This window comes from Streptomyces sp. WZ-12 (genome assembly GCF_028898845.1).
Lineage (GTDB): Bacteria > Actinomycetota > Actinomycetes > Streptomycetales > Streptomycetaceae > Streptomyces.
Map to the genome: position 1 here is coordinate 8,980,065 of NZ_CP118574.1, position 16,170 is coordinate 8,996,234.

Below are 16,170 nucleotides of genomic sequence, written 5' to 3' on the forward strand. Positions count from 1 at the left end.
TTACCGGCCCCGTCGACGCATCCGGAGGCGTTCGCCGGTGCGTATATGAGACCGTCTTGCCGGATCGGTGGCACCGGATCGATGATGTGAGGCCGTCGCCGGCGACGGGGCGTCACCGGAGGTGGGGTCCGTGGGATGAGGCTGTCTGGCCTCGGGCCAGAACCCCATCCCCGTCCCCGGGAGAGAACCCCAACCTCAGCCCCAACCCCAACCCCATCACCGTCCCCATCTCCAAGTGGGCATCCCATCCCCACCGTCCACCCCCATCTCCACAGGCAGAGGGAGTCACGGCATGAGTTACGACCTTGCGGTCGGAGCAGACGTCGGCATCGTCAACAGGGTGGCCGAGGAGGTGTACTCCCAGCTGTATCCCCGGTACTTCACCGGCTCCCAGCCGTACGACGCGGGAGGCACTCCCGTGACGGTGACCTGGGACGTCAAGACCGCCCCCGTCTTCGACCTCACCCCGCCCACGTACTCCGAGGAGGAGTTACGCGCGCGCTTCACCGAGGGCGGCGCCGGACGGTTCACCCAGGCCGAGGTGGCGGAGTACGCGGCCGCCCTGCGCACCTCGCTGGACGGGAGCACCTTCCACGCCATCCTGCACCAGGTCCACATCACCGTCGACACCGGCGGCGGGGACCCGGTGGAAGCGGACGCCACCGTGACCGTGGACGTCCAGGTCAGCACGTCCGCCTCCGGCCTGCTCACCCTGGACCCCATCAAGGCCACGGCCAGCGACACCGGCCACGTGCAGAAGGTCATCCTGGACAACGTGGTGCTGCCCGCCGTCCTGGACCAGTCCCGGCAGGTCCTCTCGGGCATCCAACTGCCCAAGCCGGACATCCCGCTGCTGGACCTGTCGGTGCCGGTCCCCGTCATCCAGCCGCAGCGGGCCGTGGCCGCCATGAACCTGGTCGAGCACGGCCTCCCCCAGCCACCGTTCCCGGACGCCTGGCCGACCAGTCCGTTCTTCGCCCTGCTCGGTGAGGACACCGTCCGGCGGATCGCCGAGGCCGCCACCGCACACCTCGAAGGGCAGACCTTTCCCGCCGACGACTCCAAGAACTTCGGGGTCGGCACCGGCTACTACAAGGCCACGATCGCCGTTCACCACGTGCAGTGCGAGATCCTGGACACCGAGATCCCCACCGTGCGGGTGCACGCCGCCGTCACCGGAAGCGGCAGCGCCGGCATCAACTGGTTCTGGGGCGGCTCCACGGACGCGTTCTACGACCTGGGACTGGAGCCCGACCCCACCGTCACGCTCACTCTGACGATGGACGGGACCACGCTCAAGGCCAAGACGGACAGCGTGAGTTCCTTCGACCTCAAGATCTATCCGCACGGCGACATCGTCAGCGTCATCGCCTCCTGGGTGGCCAACGCCCTCTCGTCCACCCTCGGACGGCTCGTCGGCGACGCGCTCCAGGGCATCGAGTTCACCTTGGGCAGCCTCCCCGCCATCCCCATCGACGTGGACCCGATCCACCTCGACGTGACCCCGACCGGCCTGACCCTCGGTCGCTTCGGCGACGACCTGTCCCTCCAAGGCGACGTCTCCCTCAGCAAGCGGTAGCGAGAGCCGGTGCGGGGCCGTGGGGCCCATCGACAAGGCGCGCGAGGCAGCCACTGGCGAGGGGACGCCTCCCCTGTCGCTGCAACTCGGTTGGGACTTGGCCGGCATCGTCGTCGACGGCGGGGCAGCGGGCTGCGCGCGGGGGAGCGCGTCATGGCGGTGTCGCACCAACCCGGCTCCGGCCGCGGGACCTGGGCGGCCCACAACGGCCCAACGGAGTCCTACCGGTCCACCCACTCGCGCAACAGCCTCTCCCGCTCCGCGCTCCGCGACGATCCGTCCTCCCAGGCACGGCCCCACTCCGCCATCGCCGCGAGCGTCGTGGCCATCGTCGCGGCGCCCTCAGTGAGACGGGACAGGAGGGCTCGGGAGAGGTCGATCTCTGTCTGGGAGTAGCCGTTGGCCGCGGCTACGTAGGCCGTCAACTCGTGCGCGCCGTCCGGTGTTTCCACGCCCACCATCAACGTCGGAGGGGTATCGGTCGCCCGGTCCGGGACCGTGTCCATGGCGGCCGCGTTCATCGCCATGTGCAGAGCGACGTTCGTGACCGCGCCGACCCGCCGCAGCAGGGACCTCACGGGGGCGTCCGCCACCGTCAGCGCGTGCACGTCCTCCCACAGGTAGAGACCGGACTGGCCTTCACCGAGGGCCACCACGCCCTCGGAGGTCAGGCGCACGCCGCGAGTCGCACCGAACGGCTTCGCGCCCACGTACACATCGCCCTCGGCGATCCAGAACAGGCCCACCATGGCCATTGGTTGCTCACTTCCCCCATGACGGCACGGCCGTCATCTCCCACACCAAACGATCAGGTCGTCCACCGTAACGTCGGAAGAGGGCGGAAAGTTTCCGTAGGTTTTCGTTTCCGCTCGCGATCTTTCATCGTCGGCGAGGTGCACCCCGGCGTGCGCAAGACGTCCACGCGCAGGTCCTTCACAGGACTTCGAGCCGGCGGCCCGCCCAGCACCCCAGGGGCGACCCTGAGGCTGCCCCTGAGACAGGCCGCCGGCTCCCGACGAAGCCGGCCTACGAGCTACAGCGCGCGCTCCAGACGCTCCGCCATCAGCTTGACGAACCGCGCAGGTTCCTTCGGCTGGCCGCCCTCGGCGAGCAGCGCCAGGCCGTGCAGCAGCTCGGCGGTCTCGGTCAGCGCCGTGCGGTCCTCGCGCTCCTTGTACGCCTCGTTGAGGCCCTTCACCAGCGCGTGAGCCGGGTTGAGCTCCAGGATCCGCTTGGCGCGCGGCACTTCCTGGCCCATCGCGCGGTACATGTTCTCCAGCGCCGCCGTCGGGTCGTTCGCGTCGGAGACGACGCAGGCCGGGGAGACGGTGAGGCGGGAGGACAGGCGCACGTCCTTGATGTCCTCGTCCAACTGCTCCTTCATCCAGCCGAGCAGCCCGGCGTACTCATCGGCCTGCTTCTCCCGCTCCTCGCCGGAGGTCTTCTCGTCCTCCCCATCGAGGTCGAGCTGCCCCTTGGCGACGGACCGCAGCGACTTGCCCTCGAACTCGCCGATGGCGTCGACCCACACCTCGTCCACCGGGTCGGTGAGCAGCAGCACCTCGATGCCCCGGTCCCGGAACGCCTCCATGTGCGGGGAGTTCTCGATGGCCTGCCGGGACTCGCCGGTCAGGTAGTAGATGACGTCCTGACCGTCCTTCATCCGCTCCACGTACTGCTTGAGCGTGGTCGGCTCGGTGTCGTCGTGCGTGCTCGCGAACGACGCGACGGCGAGGATGGCCTCCTGGTTCTCCGGCTCGGTGACCAGCCCCTCCTTCAGGACCGCGCCGAACTCCCGCCAGAACGTGGCGTACCGCTCCTGGTCCTTGCCCATCATCTCCTTGACGGTGGACAGCACCTTCTTCGTCAACCGGCGCCGCATCCGCTCGATCTGACGGTCCTGCTGGAGGATCTCGCGGGAGACGTTGAGCGAGAGGTCCGCCGCGTCGACGACGCCCTTGACGAAGCGGAGGTACGGCGGCAGCAGCGCCTCGCAGTCGTCCATGATGAACACGCGCTTGACGTAGAGCTGCACCCCACGCTTGTACTCCCGCGTGAACAGGTCGTGGGGAGCGTGCGCCGGCAGGAACAACAGGGCCTGGTACTCGAAGGTGCCCTCCGCCTGGAGTCGGATCGTCTCCAGCGGCTCGCGCCAGTCATGGCCGATGTGCTTGTACAGCTCGTGGTACTCGTCCTCGGACACCTCGTCGCGCGAACGCGCCCACAGCGCCTTGGTGGAGTTGAGCGTCTCGGGTTCGGGCGCCTTGCCGCCCTCACTGCCCTCGGCGTCCTCGTCGCCCTCGCCGGTCGCGGCGGGAGCCTCGGCCGCCATCCGGATGGGCCAGGTGATGAAGTCCGAGTAGCGCTTGATGATCTCCTTGATCTTCCACGGGGAGGTGTAGTCGTGGAGCTGGTTCTCCGGGTCGGCCGGCTTGAGGTGGAGCGTGACCGAGGTGCCCTGCGGCGCGCCCTCGACCGCCTCCAGGGTGTACGTGCCCTCGCCCCGCGACGACCAACGGGTGCCCTGGCCCTCGCCGGCCCGCCGGGTCACCAGGGTGACCTCGTCCGCCACCATGAAGCCGGAGTAGAACCCGACGCCGAACTGGCCGATGAGCCCCTCCTCCCCGGCCGCGTCCTTGGCCTCCCGCAGCTCCTGGAGGAACTTCGCGGTGCCCGAGTTGGCGATCGTGCCGATGAGTTGGCCGACTTCGTCGTACGACATCCCGACACCGTTGTCCCGCACGGTCAGCGTGCGGGCGTCCTTGTCGATGTCGATCTCGACGTGCAGATCGGACACGTCGGCGTCGAGCGCATCGTCCTTCAACTTCTCCAGACGCAGCTTGTCCAGTGCGTCGGAGGCGTTGGAGACGAGCTCCCGCAAGAAGACGTCTTTGTTCGAGTAGACCGAGTGGATCATCAACTGCAGCAGCTGACGGGCCTCTACCTGAAACTCAAAGGTTTCGGTCGGCATGTTCGCGCGTACCTCACAGGTCCTGTTTTGTCGGAACTGGCGGCAGCCACTGTAAAACACCACGTCAGGGCGGCGGGAGCGTTCTGTGAGCCTTGGGCTTCAGATCGGCCGCCGAAACCCCCAAAACCCCTCAAAGTCCCGTTGCGGTGCCGGCCGGTCTGCCGAAACCGTCAAGTACCGGGCCCGCGTCCGGCCTACCGAGCCGCGGGCCACCCAGCCCCCAGTCAGGGCCCTACGACCCCTGACGCCAACGCCCGGGCCCCGCAACCCTGGAGCGGACCCTGCCGATACCACCGCCGTGCCGAGCCCTGCTTCTCCGGCGCGGACCGAACCACCCGGGAGGCACCCCGTGCTCACCCACTCCACCCTCGACGACACCGCCATCAAGTCGCTGGTGACCGACGCCACCATGGCGCCCTCGATGCACAACGCCCAACCATGGCACCTCGAATACTCCCGTTCATCGCGCACCCTGCTGCTCTTCGCCGACCTGGACCGCGCGATACCACTGGCCGATCCCACCAACCGCGCGCTCCATCTCGGCTGCGGCGCGGCCCTGTTGAACCTCCGCGCCGCGGCGGCGCACGCCGGTCACCGCACCGTCACCACGCTGCTGCCAGTCCCGAACACCCCCACCCTCCTCGCCTCGTTACGCTTAGACGAACTCCACGAGCCCCGGGACGCGGGCCTGTCCGAGCTCCACCACGCACTCCGCACCCGCCACACCAGCCGCGCCCCCTTCTCCGAACGACGCGTCCCAGCCGGCCTCCGCGCGACCCTGTCCGGCGCCGCGGCCGGCGAAGGGGCGCGGCTGGCGTTCCTGACCACCCCGCACCGCGAGGCCGTGCTCGACCTCATCCTCAACGCCGAGGGCTACGACCGCATGGACGACGGCCGCGAGGTCGAACAGCGCGGTTGGACCCGCGACACCTCCGCCGCATCGCCGGCGGACGGGATCCCGGAGTGCGCCTTCGGCCCCGCCAAACGCGGCGGCGCGGCCCCGCTGCGGGACTTCGCCGGCCGCCGCCCGATCCCCGGACGCCCCTACGCCGACTTCGAGCAGAGCCCGCAACTGGCCTCCCTCAGCACCACCCACGACGCCCCGGCCGACTGGCTGCGCGCGGGCCAGGCACTCCAACGCGTCCTGCTCCTCGCCACCCACCAAGGGCTCGCCAGCTCCTTCGCCACCCAGCCCCTGGAATGGCCCGACCTGCGCTGGCTGCTGCGCGACCCACGCTCCGGCGCCGGCCACGTCCAGATGATCCTGCGCCTCGGCTACGGCCCCCACGGCACAAGAACACCGCGCCGACCGGTGGACGAGGTCCTGACGATCACGCCATGAGCGCCGCAACACCAGGCGGGCGGGGCCGTCGGCCTGGCGGGCTGCTGGGACGCGCAGACCGATCAGGGTGTGCCCCGCGTCTGTGCCCCGCCCGCGACCGGGAGAGGCACGGGGAGGCGCGGAACCGCCATGGCGTGTCTGGGGGCGGGCTGGGGACCCGTCCGAGGGGGCAGGGCCAGGCAGGGCCTAGCTGCTGGCGTGGAGGCAGAACGGCTGTCCGGAAGGATCGAGGAGGACGGTCCAACGCCGGCCGCCTGGCTGGTGGGCCGGCTTGGTCGCCCCCATCTGTAGGAGCTGTTTCTCCGCCGACGCTACGTCGTCGAACATCAAGTCCAGGTGGAACGGCAGGTCGTCCTGCGGCCAGTTAGGGGCGACGAAGGAGGCGGAGGTGTAGAAGAGGTACATCGCCTCGCCGAGGTAGAAGGCGAAGGCGGCGTCGTTGCCGTCTTCGCCGGGGAAGGTCTGGGAAACCTCGGTACCGAGGGCAGCGGCGTAGAACTCGGCGAGCTCGCGGCCGTCCTGGGCCCACATCGCATGGCAGACGATCTTTCCCGCCGAGGGCTTGAGGCTGTGGGAACTGGTGCCGGTCATGGTGGATTCCTTGCTGTGGCGCGGGTGTGGAGTTGCCGTCCGAGCGGACATTTCCACGGTAGGGCGAATTCCGGACAGGCACTGTCCTCTGATGCCGAGCCCAGGTCAGAGGGGTGAGGGAGGCAAGGGGGAGAAGCGCGCACGCGCACTGACTGCGACAGCGCGCCGCCACATGCCCGCCATCGCCGCACCCTCGACGAGGCCAACGACAACGACCCCCAGTCCGGACATGGCGTTAACTTGCCGCAACTTACTGCCTTTACGAGAGATTCCCGGACATTCCCTGGCGGAGCGCCGAACCGCTCGGCTACTGTTCGCAGCGCTCCTTTCCGGCTCAACAGTGAAGACTCACAAGGAAGTTGAACTGATGAAGCGCATTGGAAGGATTGCCGCCGCACTGGCGGCCGTGCTCGGCCTCGGCTTCACCCTGTCGACCGCCGCACAGGCGGACCCGGTCGCGCCCCAGCCCTACGGCTACGGCTTCCTCGCGGCCCTCTACAAGCCGCCCTCCGACAACGGCACCTACTTCTGCATGGACGAGTACCGGCAAGTGAACGGCAACGGGCGGCCGGTCGTCATCAAGCCCTGTATGGGCACGTGGAACCAGTTCTGGTTCTGGGGCCAGGACGGCCTCATCCACAGCACCAACGACGGCCGGTGCCTGTGGGCCCACGTCGCCGGCGGGCCGAGCGACGGCCCGGACGCCGCCGCCTACGACTGCAACGGCAACGACCCGCATCAGCGCTGGACGCTCAATTACGACCGCAGCCTCTGCAACGCCGCCAACGCCTGCCTGTACGCAACGGGCATGCCGGGGCCACGCGGCTCGTACCACCTCATGGGCTCCACGCCGGGCGCGGCCGCCAGCATCTACCAGCAGTTCGACTGGCACCCCTCGGCGAGCGACACGCCGATCAACCCCGACATGTAGACCGCGTCGCGTCGCGAGCGCACCCGCCGCGTCCGGGGAGCGAGCCACCCGCCGCCCCTCGGACGCGGCCGACGCCCACCCCGAACCCCTCGCATCGCTTCCTCAGGAGCGGGAGAGGGGGCAGGAGCGGGAGGCGTGCGAGAGCGGCTCCGTGCTGGTGGAAACGCCGGGGTTATGCCAGGGCTACGCCGGCCGGAGACGTGCGGTGCGGGAAGCCGCTATGTCGCGCCCCAAGGAAGACAGCGCCGCGCAGAAGAGGAGCGCGCCGAGCGGCATGAGATCGAGGCTGGCCAGCATCGTCGCCGTACCGAGCACGACCAGTGCGGGACGCCAGACACGGATGCGGCGCTGTACGGCGAGCTGGATCGTCAGCCACACCAGGCCGACGTAGAACAGCGCCGGGCCGACCGTGTACACCGCGGGCATGACCCCGGGGTGGCTCTGTATGCCCTCGAAGAGCCGCTCCATCCCGGCCCGGTCGTCGGCCCGCAAGCCGACGACGATGTCGATGACCCCCTGCGCGGCGACCGACACCATCCCCGCCAGCCCGAGGAACGCCGCAACGCGGGCACTCAGCCGCGGTGCACGGGTTGCCGGCTCGGACAGGCGCGTCAGGCCCAGGAAGACCGCGCCGAAGAGCAACACCCCCGCGACCATGGCGATATGACCGCTGATCCAGGCAAGATTCGGCCCGTGGGTCGGATCGGAAAGGCGGATGGCCCCATACGCGGCCATGCACAGCGGTCCGGCGATGAAAGCGGTCTGCGTCAACACGGTTCGGTGCGATCCCCGAGGCTGGTTCGTCATGAGTCGATCTTCTCGGCCGGCACCGCACCACCGGATCAGGGATCACCCCTACAACACCCTGAGCCGCCCCTGACCGGGCATCATGGTCGGCCCAGGCAAGGCCGAAGAACGAGTCGCTCGCAAACCGCCGGCTGACCGCCGCCCGGCGCGCACGCCGGGCGGCGGTCAGCCGGCGACGCCCCTACTCGGAAGCAACCGCCTTGGGGCGTCGGGGCGCTGACGCGCCGCCCTCCGACTCCCTTGCCAACACCGCCGTGAGCACGTGTGACAGCGTCCGCACCGGGTTGTCCGGCGCTGCCGCGCTGCGCCAGGCGACGACGCCGTCCGGCCGGACCAGGCTGGCTCCAGAAGTGTCGATCCCGTACCGGGGATGGAACCGGCCGTCGGTGTCGGTCAGTTCCATGCCGATCAGGTGCGTGCGGACGGCGACGCCGAGGTTCGCGGCGACCTGCTTGGCCGCATCGGTCCAGAAGCCACCCGTCACACCGGACAGCAGCACGAAGCCGCGTCCGAACAGGTCCACCGTGGAGACCTGCTCGCTGTCCCGGTTGCGCAACCACACGTGTGGCGCGCGGAATCCGGGGCGTCCGGTCGGCTCGTACGGGTCCTCCGCGTCGGCGGGGTCGGCGTCCTCGGTGAGCACCGCATCCGAGCGGTAGCGGAACCCGAGCGTGAGCTCGATGGCCTTCTGCTGCTCGGAGACCTGCTCGGGGACCTGCTCGGTGTCCTTGCCGGGCGACGAGAACTCGCGGGTGTCCCGCAACCGCAACGACTCGGCCACGACCCGCTCGGCGATCGAGCGCCGCTCGGCGTCGTAGCTGTCGAGCAGCCCAGGACCGGCCGAACCGTCGAGCACCGCCGCGAGCTTCCACGCCAGGTCGAAGGCGTCGCCGATAGCGGTGTTGCCGCCGAACCCGCCGATCGGCGGGGTCACCTTCGCCGCGTCACCGGCCAGCAGCACCCGCCCCACTCGGAACCGGTCCGCCACCGCCGCCGCCATCTCCCACGGCTGCACGGCCCTGATCCGTACCTCAAGTTCAGGCAGTTCGGTGAGCGTCCGGATCAGCTCGGTGCACCGGCCAGGGGTGAAGTCCGCGGGCGACTGGCCCTTGTCCGGATCGTACGAAGTGCTGAACAGATGCCGCCCGTTGACGGTGTCGACGGGGGCGAACACGCCGGCGACCTGGCCGTTGCGCACTATGTGCAACGTGGGCCGCTCATGGTCGATCAGCTCACTGAGATCGGCGTCGAAGATCATGTTGATGTTGTGCGAGAGGCCGCCCGGACCGTGCCGGTTGACGCCGAGCGCCTCCCGCACCCCGCTGCGGGCGCCGTCCGCCGCGACGAGATAGTCGGCGCGCACCTCCGTCGTCAACTCGCCGCCGCGCTCGCGCAGCACCGCCGTCAACCCGGTCGCGTCCTCGGCGAACGACACCAACTCGATGCCGAAGCGCAGTTGGGCACCGAGTTCCTCGGCGCGCTGCCGCAACACCGGCTCCGCCTTGTCCTGGCCGGCCATGCCCCACACCGCCGGGGACAGGGCACCCGCATCGGCGACGACGTCGTCGTGGACGGCCTCCTTGAAGGCGGGCCCGCGCAAACTGGCCGCGATCCGGACCCGGAACCCCGTCGCCGCGGGCCCACACGCCCGCACCGCGTCGGCGACCCCACCGAACCCCAACAACTCCATCGTGCGCTGGTTCTGCCCCACCGCCCGTGGGAACGGCGAAGTGCCGGAGCGCCGCTCCACCAGCAGCACATCAACTCCCCGCTGAGCCAGGAACATTGCGCTGGACAGGCCGGCCAGTCCAGCGCCGACGACCAGAACTGACACCCGGTCACCCATGATTGGTCCCTCTCGCCATGTACCGCTGTACCCCCGTTGCCTAACAGGCCACATACCCGGCCATCAACTGGATTTCGGGCGACCGCGCGCGTGCCGCGGACGGTGCACTCAGAAGAGATTTCAGAAGAGGTTCTTGACGAGTTCGGCGGCCAACGGGCCGTTCGGGTCGCGGCGGAACTGGTCGAGGGCGGTCTTCGCCAGAACCATGCGCAGGGCGCGCCACGACAGGTCGGAGTAGGTCCTGAACGGTTTGACGAGGTGGGGTTCGCTCTCATCGACGTAGGAGAAGACCTCGACGCTGTCCGGCACGGCGGACTCCGGGTCGTACGGCTCGTAGTGGTCCATCGACAGCTTGTGTTCGTCGAGGTAGACGTGGAAGCTGGCGGCGAAGTCGGCGGTGTTGGTGATCTGGTCGGGCCGAACGGCTCGGCCGCCGTCCATGGGGCAGAACACCTTGTGCACGTCGTAGGTGTCACCGGAGAGCCAGGCACACCTGCCCGGCGTCAGCGTGACCAGGCCGCGCCTGTCGGCGTTCCAGTCCAGCTCGCGGTAGGACATCACGTCGAGTTGGCCGGCCAGGCAGTAGATGATGCCGGTGGTGTTGCCGTGGGAGTGCATCGGGGAGTAGTGCCCGGCGGGCCACAGTTCCAGGACCACCGGCGAGCCGAAGTCGCCGCTGTCGCCCGCCATGGGAAGGGTCGGGTCGTATCCGTACTGCTCGGCGAGATCGTCGTACTTGCCGCGCCCGGTGCACGCCACCCGCACGTAGGGAGGGTGACTGGGGTCTTCCTGGGACTTGCGGCGCAGGATCTCCCGCAGTAGCCGCGGCCGTTCGTCGTCGGTGAGGGCCGGCTCGAACTGCTCGCGCAGTGCCTGGCTTTCCCAGGCCGCCAGCCGAATGTTGGCGGCCTTGCGGGCCAGGTCCATGACGGCCGGCGGAACCATCATCTGGCGGACGTACTCGTCGAACGACGATGCCTGGTCGATGAGGAGGGAGGGACTCAGCAGGTCGGCGGCGACGCGCAGTTGACGGTCTTCGGCCTTGGTGACGTAGAAGGGGGCCTGCCGCGAGTCCGAATCCGTCGTGATGAAGAAGGGGGCCTGCCGCGAGTCCGATTCCGTCATTCCTGGGTCTCTGCCTCTCTCCGGACGGGATGGGGGTGCGGCGCCGTGCCGTGGCGCCGAACGCCGCATGCATCGTGACAGTGGCCGCGCGTCGCCCGGCGCACCACCGCGACACGTACGCACGAAGGAGTGAGGCGTCACGGCGGCCGATTCGACGCGGTGACAAGGCGCGCCGCGCCGGATCCGGCCCCGACCGGCGTTCGGCCACCCGTACCAGCGTGGCGCATGCCGACGGGCGGGGTGAGCAGGGACTTGCGCCCGCCCCGGACCCTCTATCGAGCGTCTACAAGCGTGTAGTAGGTTGCGGCCGCAGGCGACGACGGAAACAAGGAGTGCCGATGGGGCCGACATTGATCAACGGGATACCCGCGCATGTGCTCTTCGTGCATCTCGTGGTGGTGCTCGTGCCGTTGACGGCGCTGGCAGTGGTGCTCTGCGCTGTGTGGCCCGGCCTGGCCCGGCGATTCGGCCCCGCCCTGCCGGTGTTGGGCGTCGTGACCCTGGCCAGTGTGCCGATCACCACCCATGCGGGAGAGTGGCTCAAGCACCACGTCGACGGTGACCCGTTGGTACGCAAGCACGCCGAGTTGGGCGACGGGCTGCTGCCTTGGGTGGCGGGCCTGTTCGTGCTGGCGGCGGCACTGTGGTGGATGCACCGCCGTACCGGGGCAGCGCTCTCGGGCGACGCCGATGCTTCCGCCACGGCGGCCGAGGCCGCAGGGCAACGGTCAACAACGCGCGCACCGGGTGCGCTGCGCGTGGTGGCGGTAGTCCTTTCGCTGGTGGTGGGCGCCGGCGCGGTGGTGCAGACCTATCGCATCGGGGACTCGGGAGCCCAGGCAGCCTGGCACGACAACTTCTCCACCACGCGTCACGGATGAGGCGGAGGCTGGCGGGCGGCCCTTGTGCGCACAACGCCAACGGCTCGCACGTCGAGGGGGCTACCTGCGGAGGGGCACCAGCCGCGGGAACGAGCTGATCGACCGCGGAGAAAGGCCCATTTGGAGGAGGCGGATCCGCTGGGCGTGCAGTACGCAGCGGGCGACGTGGCCGAACTGCGGTCCCTCGGGCGGCACTTCGACATCGCCACGGGGGTCCAACTGCTCAACTAAGCGGAGAACATCGCCGTCATGGGCTGGAGCCTGGCGCCCGGTGCCGGGTTCTTCTTGCTCGTCCAGACACCCGACTACCGCTTCGACGGGCCGCTCCTGCACAAGTACGGCTTCCACACGGAGCTGACCGGGGAGGAGGACGAGGCCGGACCCCGCGCCCGGACCACGGCGCTGCTCGACCCGCCGATCGAGATCGTCGCCATCTGCCCGCGCCGCGAGGTCCACGAAAAGTGCCTGCGGGCAGCCGGATTCAGCGAGCTTACCTGGGTCCCACTGGAGGTGTCCGACGCCGGCGTGCGCAGTTCGGCGCGGACTACTGGGTCGCTTCCTCACCAACCCGCCGCTGGAGATGCTGCGCTGCCGCGCCTGAGGGCCGACGGAACATCCCGGCCGTCCGACCCCCACAACCGCACCACGCGAACGGGGGCCGGACCGCCGGCAGTTGGCCTGGTCGCCGAACGGACTCGGCGCGCGAACGAGCGGGGGCGCGGCCGCGGTCACGCACCGCCACGAAAACCGGGGACTGGTTGCCCGACGGCGTGGGGATTCCTAGTCTCGGTGCCATGGCCACTCAGCAAGCCGCCGCCGCGGCCCGCGCCCCCCGCCGCACCGTGACCGCCGCCGTCGTTCAGGCAGCCGCCCCGCTCTTCGACACCCAGGCCGCCCTGGCCCGCGCCGACGAACTCATCCGCGAGGCCGTCGCCGACCACGGCGCGCAAGTCATCGTCCTCCCCGAGGCGTTCCTCGGTGGCTACCCCAAGGGTCTGGACTTCGACGTCACGGTCGGCATGCGCACCCCGGCCGGCCGCGAGCTCTTCCGCCGCTACCACGACGCCGCCATCAACGTCCCCGGCCCCGAGACCGACCACCTCGCCGGCCTCACCCGGGAACTCGACTGCCACGCCGTCGTCGGCGCCGTCGAACGACAGGGCGGCACCCTCTACTGCGTCGCCCTCTACTTCGGCCCCGACGGCTACCTGGGCCTGCACCGCAAGCTCATGCCGACCGCCGCCGAACGGTACCTGTGGGGCCAGGGCGACGGCTCCACCCTCCCGGTCGTCGACACCGGCGCCGCCCGCCTCGGCGCCGCCATCTGCTGGGAGAACTACATGCCGCTGTTCCGCACGGCCATGTACGCCAAGGGCGTCGACCTGTGGTGCGCACCGACCGTCGACGACCGCGATGCCTGGCAGGTCACCATGCGCCACATCGCCCTGGAAGGCCGCTGCTTCGTCCTCAGCGCCAACCAGTACCTGCGCCGCGACGGCCTCCCCGCCGACCTCCACCCCACCCAGGGCGACGCGCCCGACACCGTCATCATCGGCGGCGGTTCCGTCATCGTCTCCCCACTCGGCGAGGTCCTCGCCGGCCCGCTGCGCGACGGCGAAGGCATCCTCTCCGCCGAACTCGACCTCGACGACCTCACCCGCGCCCGCTTCGACTTCGACCCCACCGGCCACTATGCCCGCCCCGACGTCTTCACCCTGCACGTCGACGAGTCCGCTCACCACGCCGTCATCCAGGGCTGACCGGCAAGAGCCAGCTCTCGACGGGGCTTCTGGACCATCCAGGGCATATGCGCCATCGTCGGTCTCGGCCTGTTCTCGCGCTCCCCTGTACGGGGCCTTCCGTCGCACACGTGGTGCGCCTCGGGGTGCAGGACTGGGTAGGGTCGGGCGATGACTGAGTTGCAGCGGCTGCATGCTGGTCACTCCTCGGCGCTCCTGGCCTTCGAGTTGGCGAACCGCGCCTACTTCGCCGCCTCGATTTCCGACCGTGGTGATGACTTCTTCGAGGAGTTCGCCGAACGGCTCGATGCGTTGTTGGTCGAGCAGGAGGCGGATGTCTGTGCCTGCCATGTGCTCGTTGCGGAGGACGGCTCGGTGGTTGGCAGGTTCAACCTGATGGACATCGAGCGGGAGCGCGGCACTGCGGTGCTTGGCTACCGGGTTGCGCGGCATGTCACGGGGCGTGGTGTGGCGACCGCCGCCGTTGGGGACTTGTGCCGGCTGGCGAGGGCGAGACATGGGCTGCGCACGCTCAGGGCGGCCGCTGCCCATGCGAATGTCGCGTCGCAGCGGGTGCTGAGCAAGGCCGGGTTCGTGCCGATCGGCGCCGCCGACCCGGCACACCTCGGGGGCAAGCCGGGCAGTTGGTACCAACGTGACCTTGGTGCTGAGCCGTAGAGCACCACGGCCTACGGCTCAGTGCCAAGGGGTCGGTCGTCTCGGGTGGTGGTCGGGTCAGCGGGCAGTGGCGCCGCGGCGGCGGGTGGCGTAGGCGGTGGCGACGCCGGTGACCACGAGGGCGGCGGCGGTGCCGAGCAGGGGCGCGGTGGGCAGGGCGCTGCCGGTGGCGGCCAGGGACGCGGTGCCGCCGGCGGTGTTGCCGCTGGTGAAGCTGGCGGCGCCGGGTGCGCCGCCGGTGCCGTCGGCGGAGACCGGGCCGGGGGAGGCGTCGGCATCGGTGGTTCCGGCGGATCCGGTTGCGGGGGAGGGGAGTTGGGCGTTGGAGTCGACGGCGAGCGAGGCGTTGACCGGGTCGAGGGGCTCGCCCGCCGGATACATGCCGGAGAACGCCTTGGAGCCGGCGGCGGTCAGGGTCGCCGGGATGTTCTTGAGGGTGATCACGCCGCGAGTGGCGGTGAGTGCGCCGGACGGCAGCTTCAGGTCGGCGATTGCGGTGTTGGGGGTGTCGACGACCTTGGTGGGGGCGTTGCCGTCGGCGCTGCGCGGCTTGCTGGCGACGTCGGCGATCAGCGTGCCCTTGCCGTTGCTGGCCTTGATGCGGAGGTTACTGAACGTCAGGTCCAGTGCGCCGCCGTGGCCGGTGAAGCGCACCGCGCCGTTGAACTCCGCGGCCAGCATGGCCTTTTGGGCGTCGCGAGTGCCGTGGCCCTTGGGGAAGCGGTAGCCGGAGGCGGTGGGGGTGGTGCCGCCGGAGAGTTCGGCCTTGCCGTGGGCGATGGGGCCGTTGACGTAGTCGCGGAACTTCTTCTTGACGCCCCAGTCGAGGTTTCCGTCGTAGACCGTGCCGGGGTTGCGGGGCGCGGTGGACCCGGACCCGGACCCGGACTCGGACTGGGGCTTGGCCCCGGTCGACGGCTTGTCGGTCGGGGTGGGGGACGGGCGCCGGTCGTCGGACGGCTTGCTGGGCTCGCCGGGCTGGTTGGGCTTACCGGGCTTCTCAGGCTCGCCCGGCTGTTCCGGCTTGCCCGGGCCGCCGCCGTCCGGGCGCACGATAAGGGTGGCCGGGTCCAGTTCCTGTCCCTCCTGGTACATGCCGTTGAACGCCTCGGCGCCCTGGGCCGTCAGCTTGGTGGGGATCTTCGCGAAGGTCATCGCGCCGCCGGCGCCGCTCTCCGGTCTGACCTTGGAGAGGTCGAGCGAGGCCAGCGGGACGTCGTCCCGGGTCTTCCCGCCCGCGGTGACATCGGCGGTGATCGCGCCGGACACGCCCTTGGTGGCCGCGTCGGTGGACACCTTGACGTCGGCGAGCCGGATGTCGAAGCCGTGCAGCTTGGACGTGAAGCGGACGCTGCCCTGGAAGGTGGTGGCCACGGCATGGGTGCTCAGGTCGTAGTGGCCGGTGCCGCCGGTGAAGGTGAACGGGCCGTTGCCCGCGGCCTGTTGGGCGCCGTCCGCGGCCGTGATCGTGCCGAGTGCCAGGCCCGTGACGTATCTGCGGAAGGACTCCTTGACTCCCCAGTCGAGGGTTCCGTCCTTGAGCGCGATCGAGGGGGCGCCGGAGCCGGCAGAGGGCGCGGCGAGGGCGGCGGCCGGCAGGCCCAGGACCGCGCTGCCGGCGACGGTGACGAGGGCGGCGGCCAGGACGAGGGGACGGCGTATGACGGACATGGTGGGGCG

The 16,170-nt window shown here is 70.0% G+C and carries 13 protein-coding genes; 6 read left to right on the forward strand and 7 right to left on the reverse strand.

The features are described 5' to 3' along the window. Window positions 1-292: 292 nt before the first annotated feature. Window positions 293-1,579: a hypothetical protein gene (locus PV796_RS39445; protein WP_274918677.1), complete on the forward strand. Its 1,287-nt coding sequence runs from the start codon at window positions 293-295 to the stop codon at window positions 1,577-1,579. Window positions 1,580-1,800: 221 nt separating this feature from the next. Here the strand turns inward: PV796_RS39445 and PV796_RS39450 are convergent, their stop codons facing one another. Next, window positions 1,801-2,334, reverse strand: a complete 534-nt coding sequence (locus PV796_RS39450; RefSeq protein ID WP_274918678.1) for a hypothetical protein — start codon at window positions 2,332-2,334, stop codon at window positions 1,801-1,803. Window positions 2,335-2,612: 278 nt separating this feature from the next. After that, on the reverse strand, window positions 2,613-4,550 hold the full coding sequence (gene htpG, locus PV796_RS39455) for a molecular chaperone HtpG (protein WP_274918679.1): 1,938 nt from the start codon (window positions 4,548-4,550) through the stop codon (window positions 2,613-2,615). A gap of 349 nt (window positions 4,551-4,899) precedes the next feature. Between htpG and PV796_RS39460 the strand changes: the two genes are divergently transcribed. Next, window positions 4,900-5,892: an Acg family FMN-binding oxidoreductase gene (locus PV796_RS39460; RefSeq protein WP_274918680.1), complete on the forward strand. Its 993-nt coding sequence runs from the start codon at window positions 4,900-4,902 to the stop codon at window positions 5,890-5,892. A 186-nt stretch (window positions 5,893-6,078) separates the two neighbouring features. On the opposite strand, the gene PV796_RS39465 is transcribed toward PV796_RS39460, so the two are convergent. Then, on the reverse strand, window positions 6,079-6,483 hold the full coding sequence (locus tag PV796_RS39465; protein WP_274918682.1) for a VOC family protein: 405 nt from the start codon (window positions 6,481-6,483) through the stop codon (window positions 6,079-6,081). Window positions 6,484-6,850: 367 nt separating this feature from the next. Between PV796_RS39465 and PV796_RS39470 the strand changes: the two genes are divergently transcribed. Next, window positions 6,851-7,414: an RICIN domain-containing protein gene (locus tag PV796_RS39470; RefSeq protein WP_274918684.1), complete on the forward strand. Its 564-nt coding sequence runs from the start codon at window positions 6,851-6,853 to the stop codon at window positions 7,412-7,414. Window positions 7,415-7,597: 183 nt separating this feature from the next. On the opposite strand, the gene PV796_RS39475 is transcribed toward PV796_RS39470, so the two are convergent. The 3 genes from PV796_RS39475 to PV796_RS39485 form a co-directional block, all read right to left on the reverse strand. Next, entirely contained in the window at window positions 7,598-8,221 is a 624-nt protein-coding gene (locus PV796_RS39475) for a hypothetical protein (RefSeq protein ID WP_274918685.1), read from the reverse strand. Window positions 8,222-8,402: 181 nt separating this feature from the next. Continuing rightward, window positions 8,403-10,067, reverse strand: a complete 1,665-nt coding sequence (gene rdmE, locus PV796_RS39480; protein WP_274918686.1) for an aklavinone 12-hydroxylase RdmE — start codon at window positions 10,065-10,067, stop codon at window positions 8,403-8,405. 120 nt (window positions 10,068-10,187) lie between these two features. Next, window positions 10,188-11,192, reverse strand: a complete 1,005-nt coding sequence (locus tag PV796_RS39485; protein ID WP_274918687.1) for a hypothetical protein — start codon at window positions 11,190-11,192, stop codon at window positions 10,188-10,190. 338 nt (window positions 11,193-11,530) lie between these two features. Between PV796_RS39485 and PV796_RS39490 the strand changes: the two genes are divergently transcribed. The 3 genes from PV796_RS39490 (at window position 11,531) to PV796_RS39500 (ending at window position 14,490) form a co-directional block, all read left to right on the forward strand. Further along, a complete protein-coding gene (locus PV796_RS39490) occupies window positions 11,531-12,073 on the forward strand; it encodes a DUF2231 domain-containing protein (RefSeq protein WP_274918688.1) in 543 nt (180 codons plus the stop codon). 794 nt (window positions 12,074-12,867) lie between these two features. Continuing rightward, the gene (locus tag PV796_RS39495) at window positions 12,868-13,833 is read left to right on the forward strand and encodes a nitrilase-related carbon-nitrogen hydrolase (RefSeq protein WP_274918690.1); all 966 of its coding nucleotides are present in this window, start codon (window positions 12,868-12,870) and stop codon (window positions 13,831-13,833) included. A 150-nt stretch (window positions 13,834-13,983) separates the two neighbouring features. After that, window positions 13,984-14,490, forward strand: a complete 507-nt coding sequence (locus PV796_RS39500; protein WP_274918691.1) for a GNAT family N-acetyltransferase — start codon at window positions 13,984-13,986, stop codon at window positions 14,488-14,490. 57 nt (window positions 14,491-14,547) lie between these two features. Here the strand turns inward: PV796_RS39500 and PV796_RS39505 are convergent, their stop codons facing one another. After that, window positions 14,548-16,161: an HtaA domain-containing protein gene (locus PV796_RS39505; RefSeq protein ID WP_274918692.1), complete on the reverse strand. Its 1,614-nt coding sequence runs from the start codon at window positions 16,159-16,161 to the stop codon at window positions 14,548-14,550. Window positions 16,162-16,170: the final 9 nt, after the last annotated feature.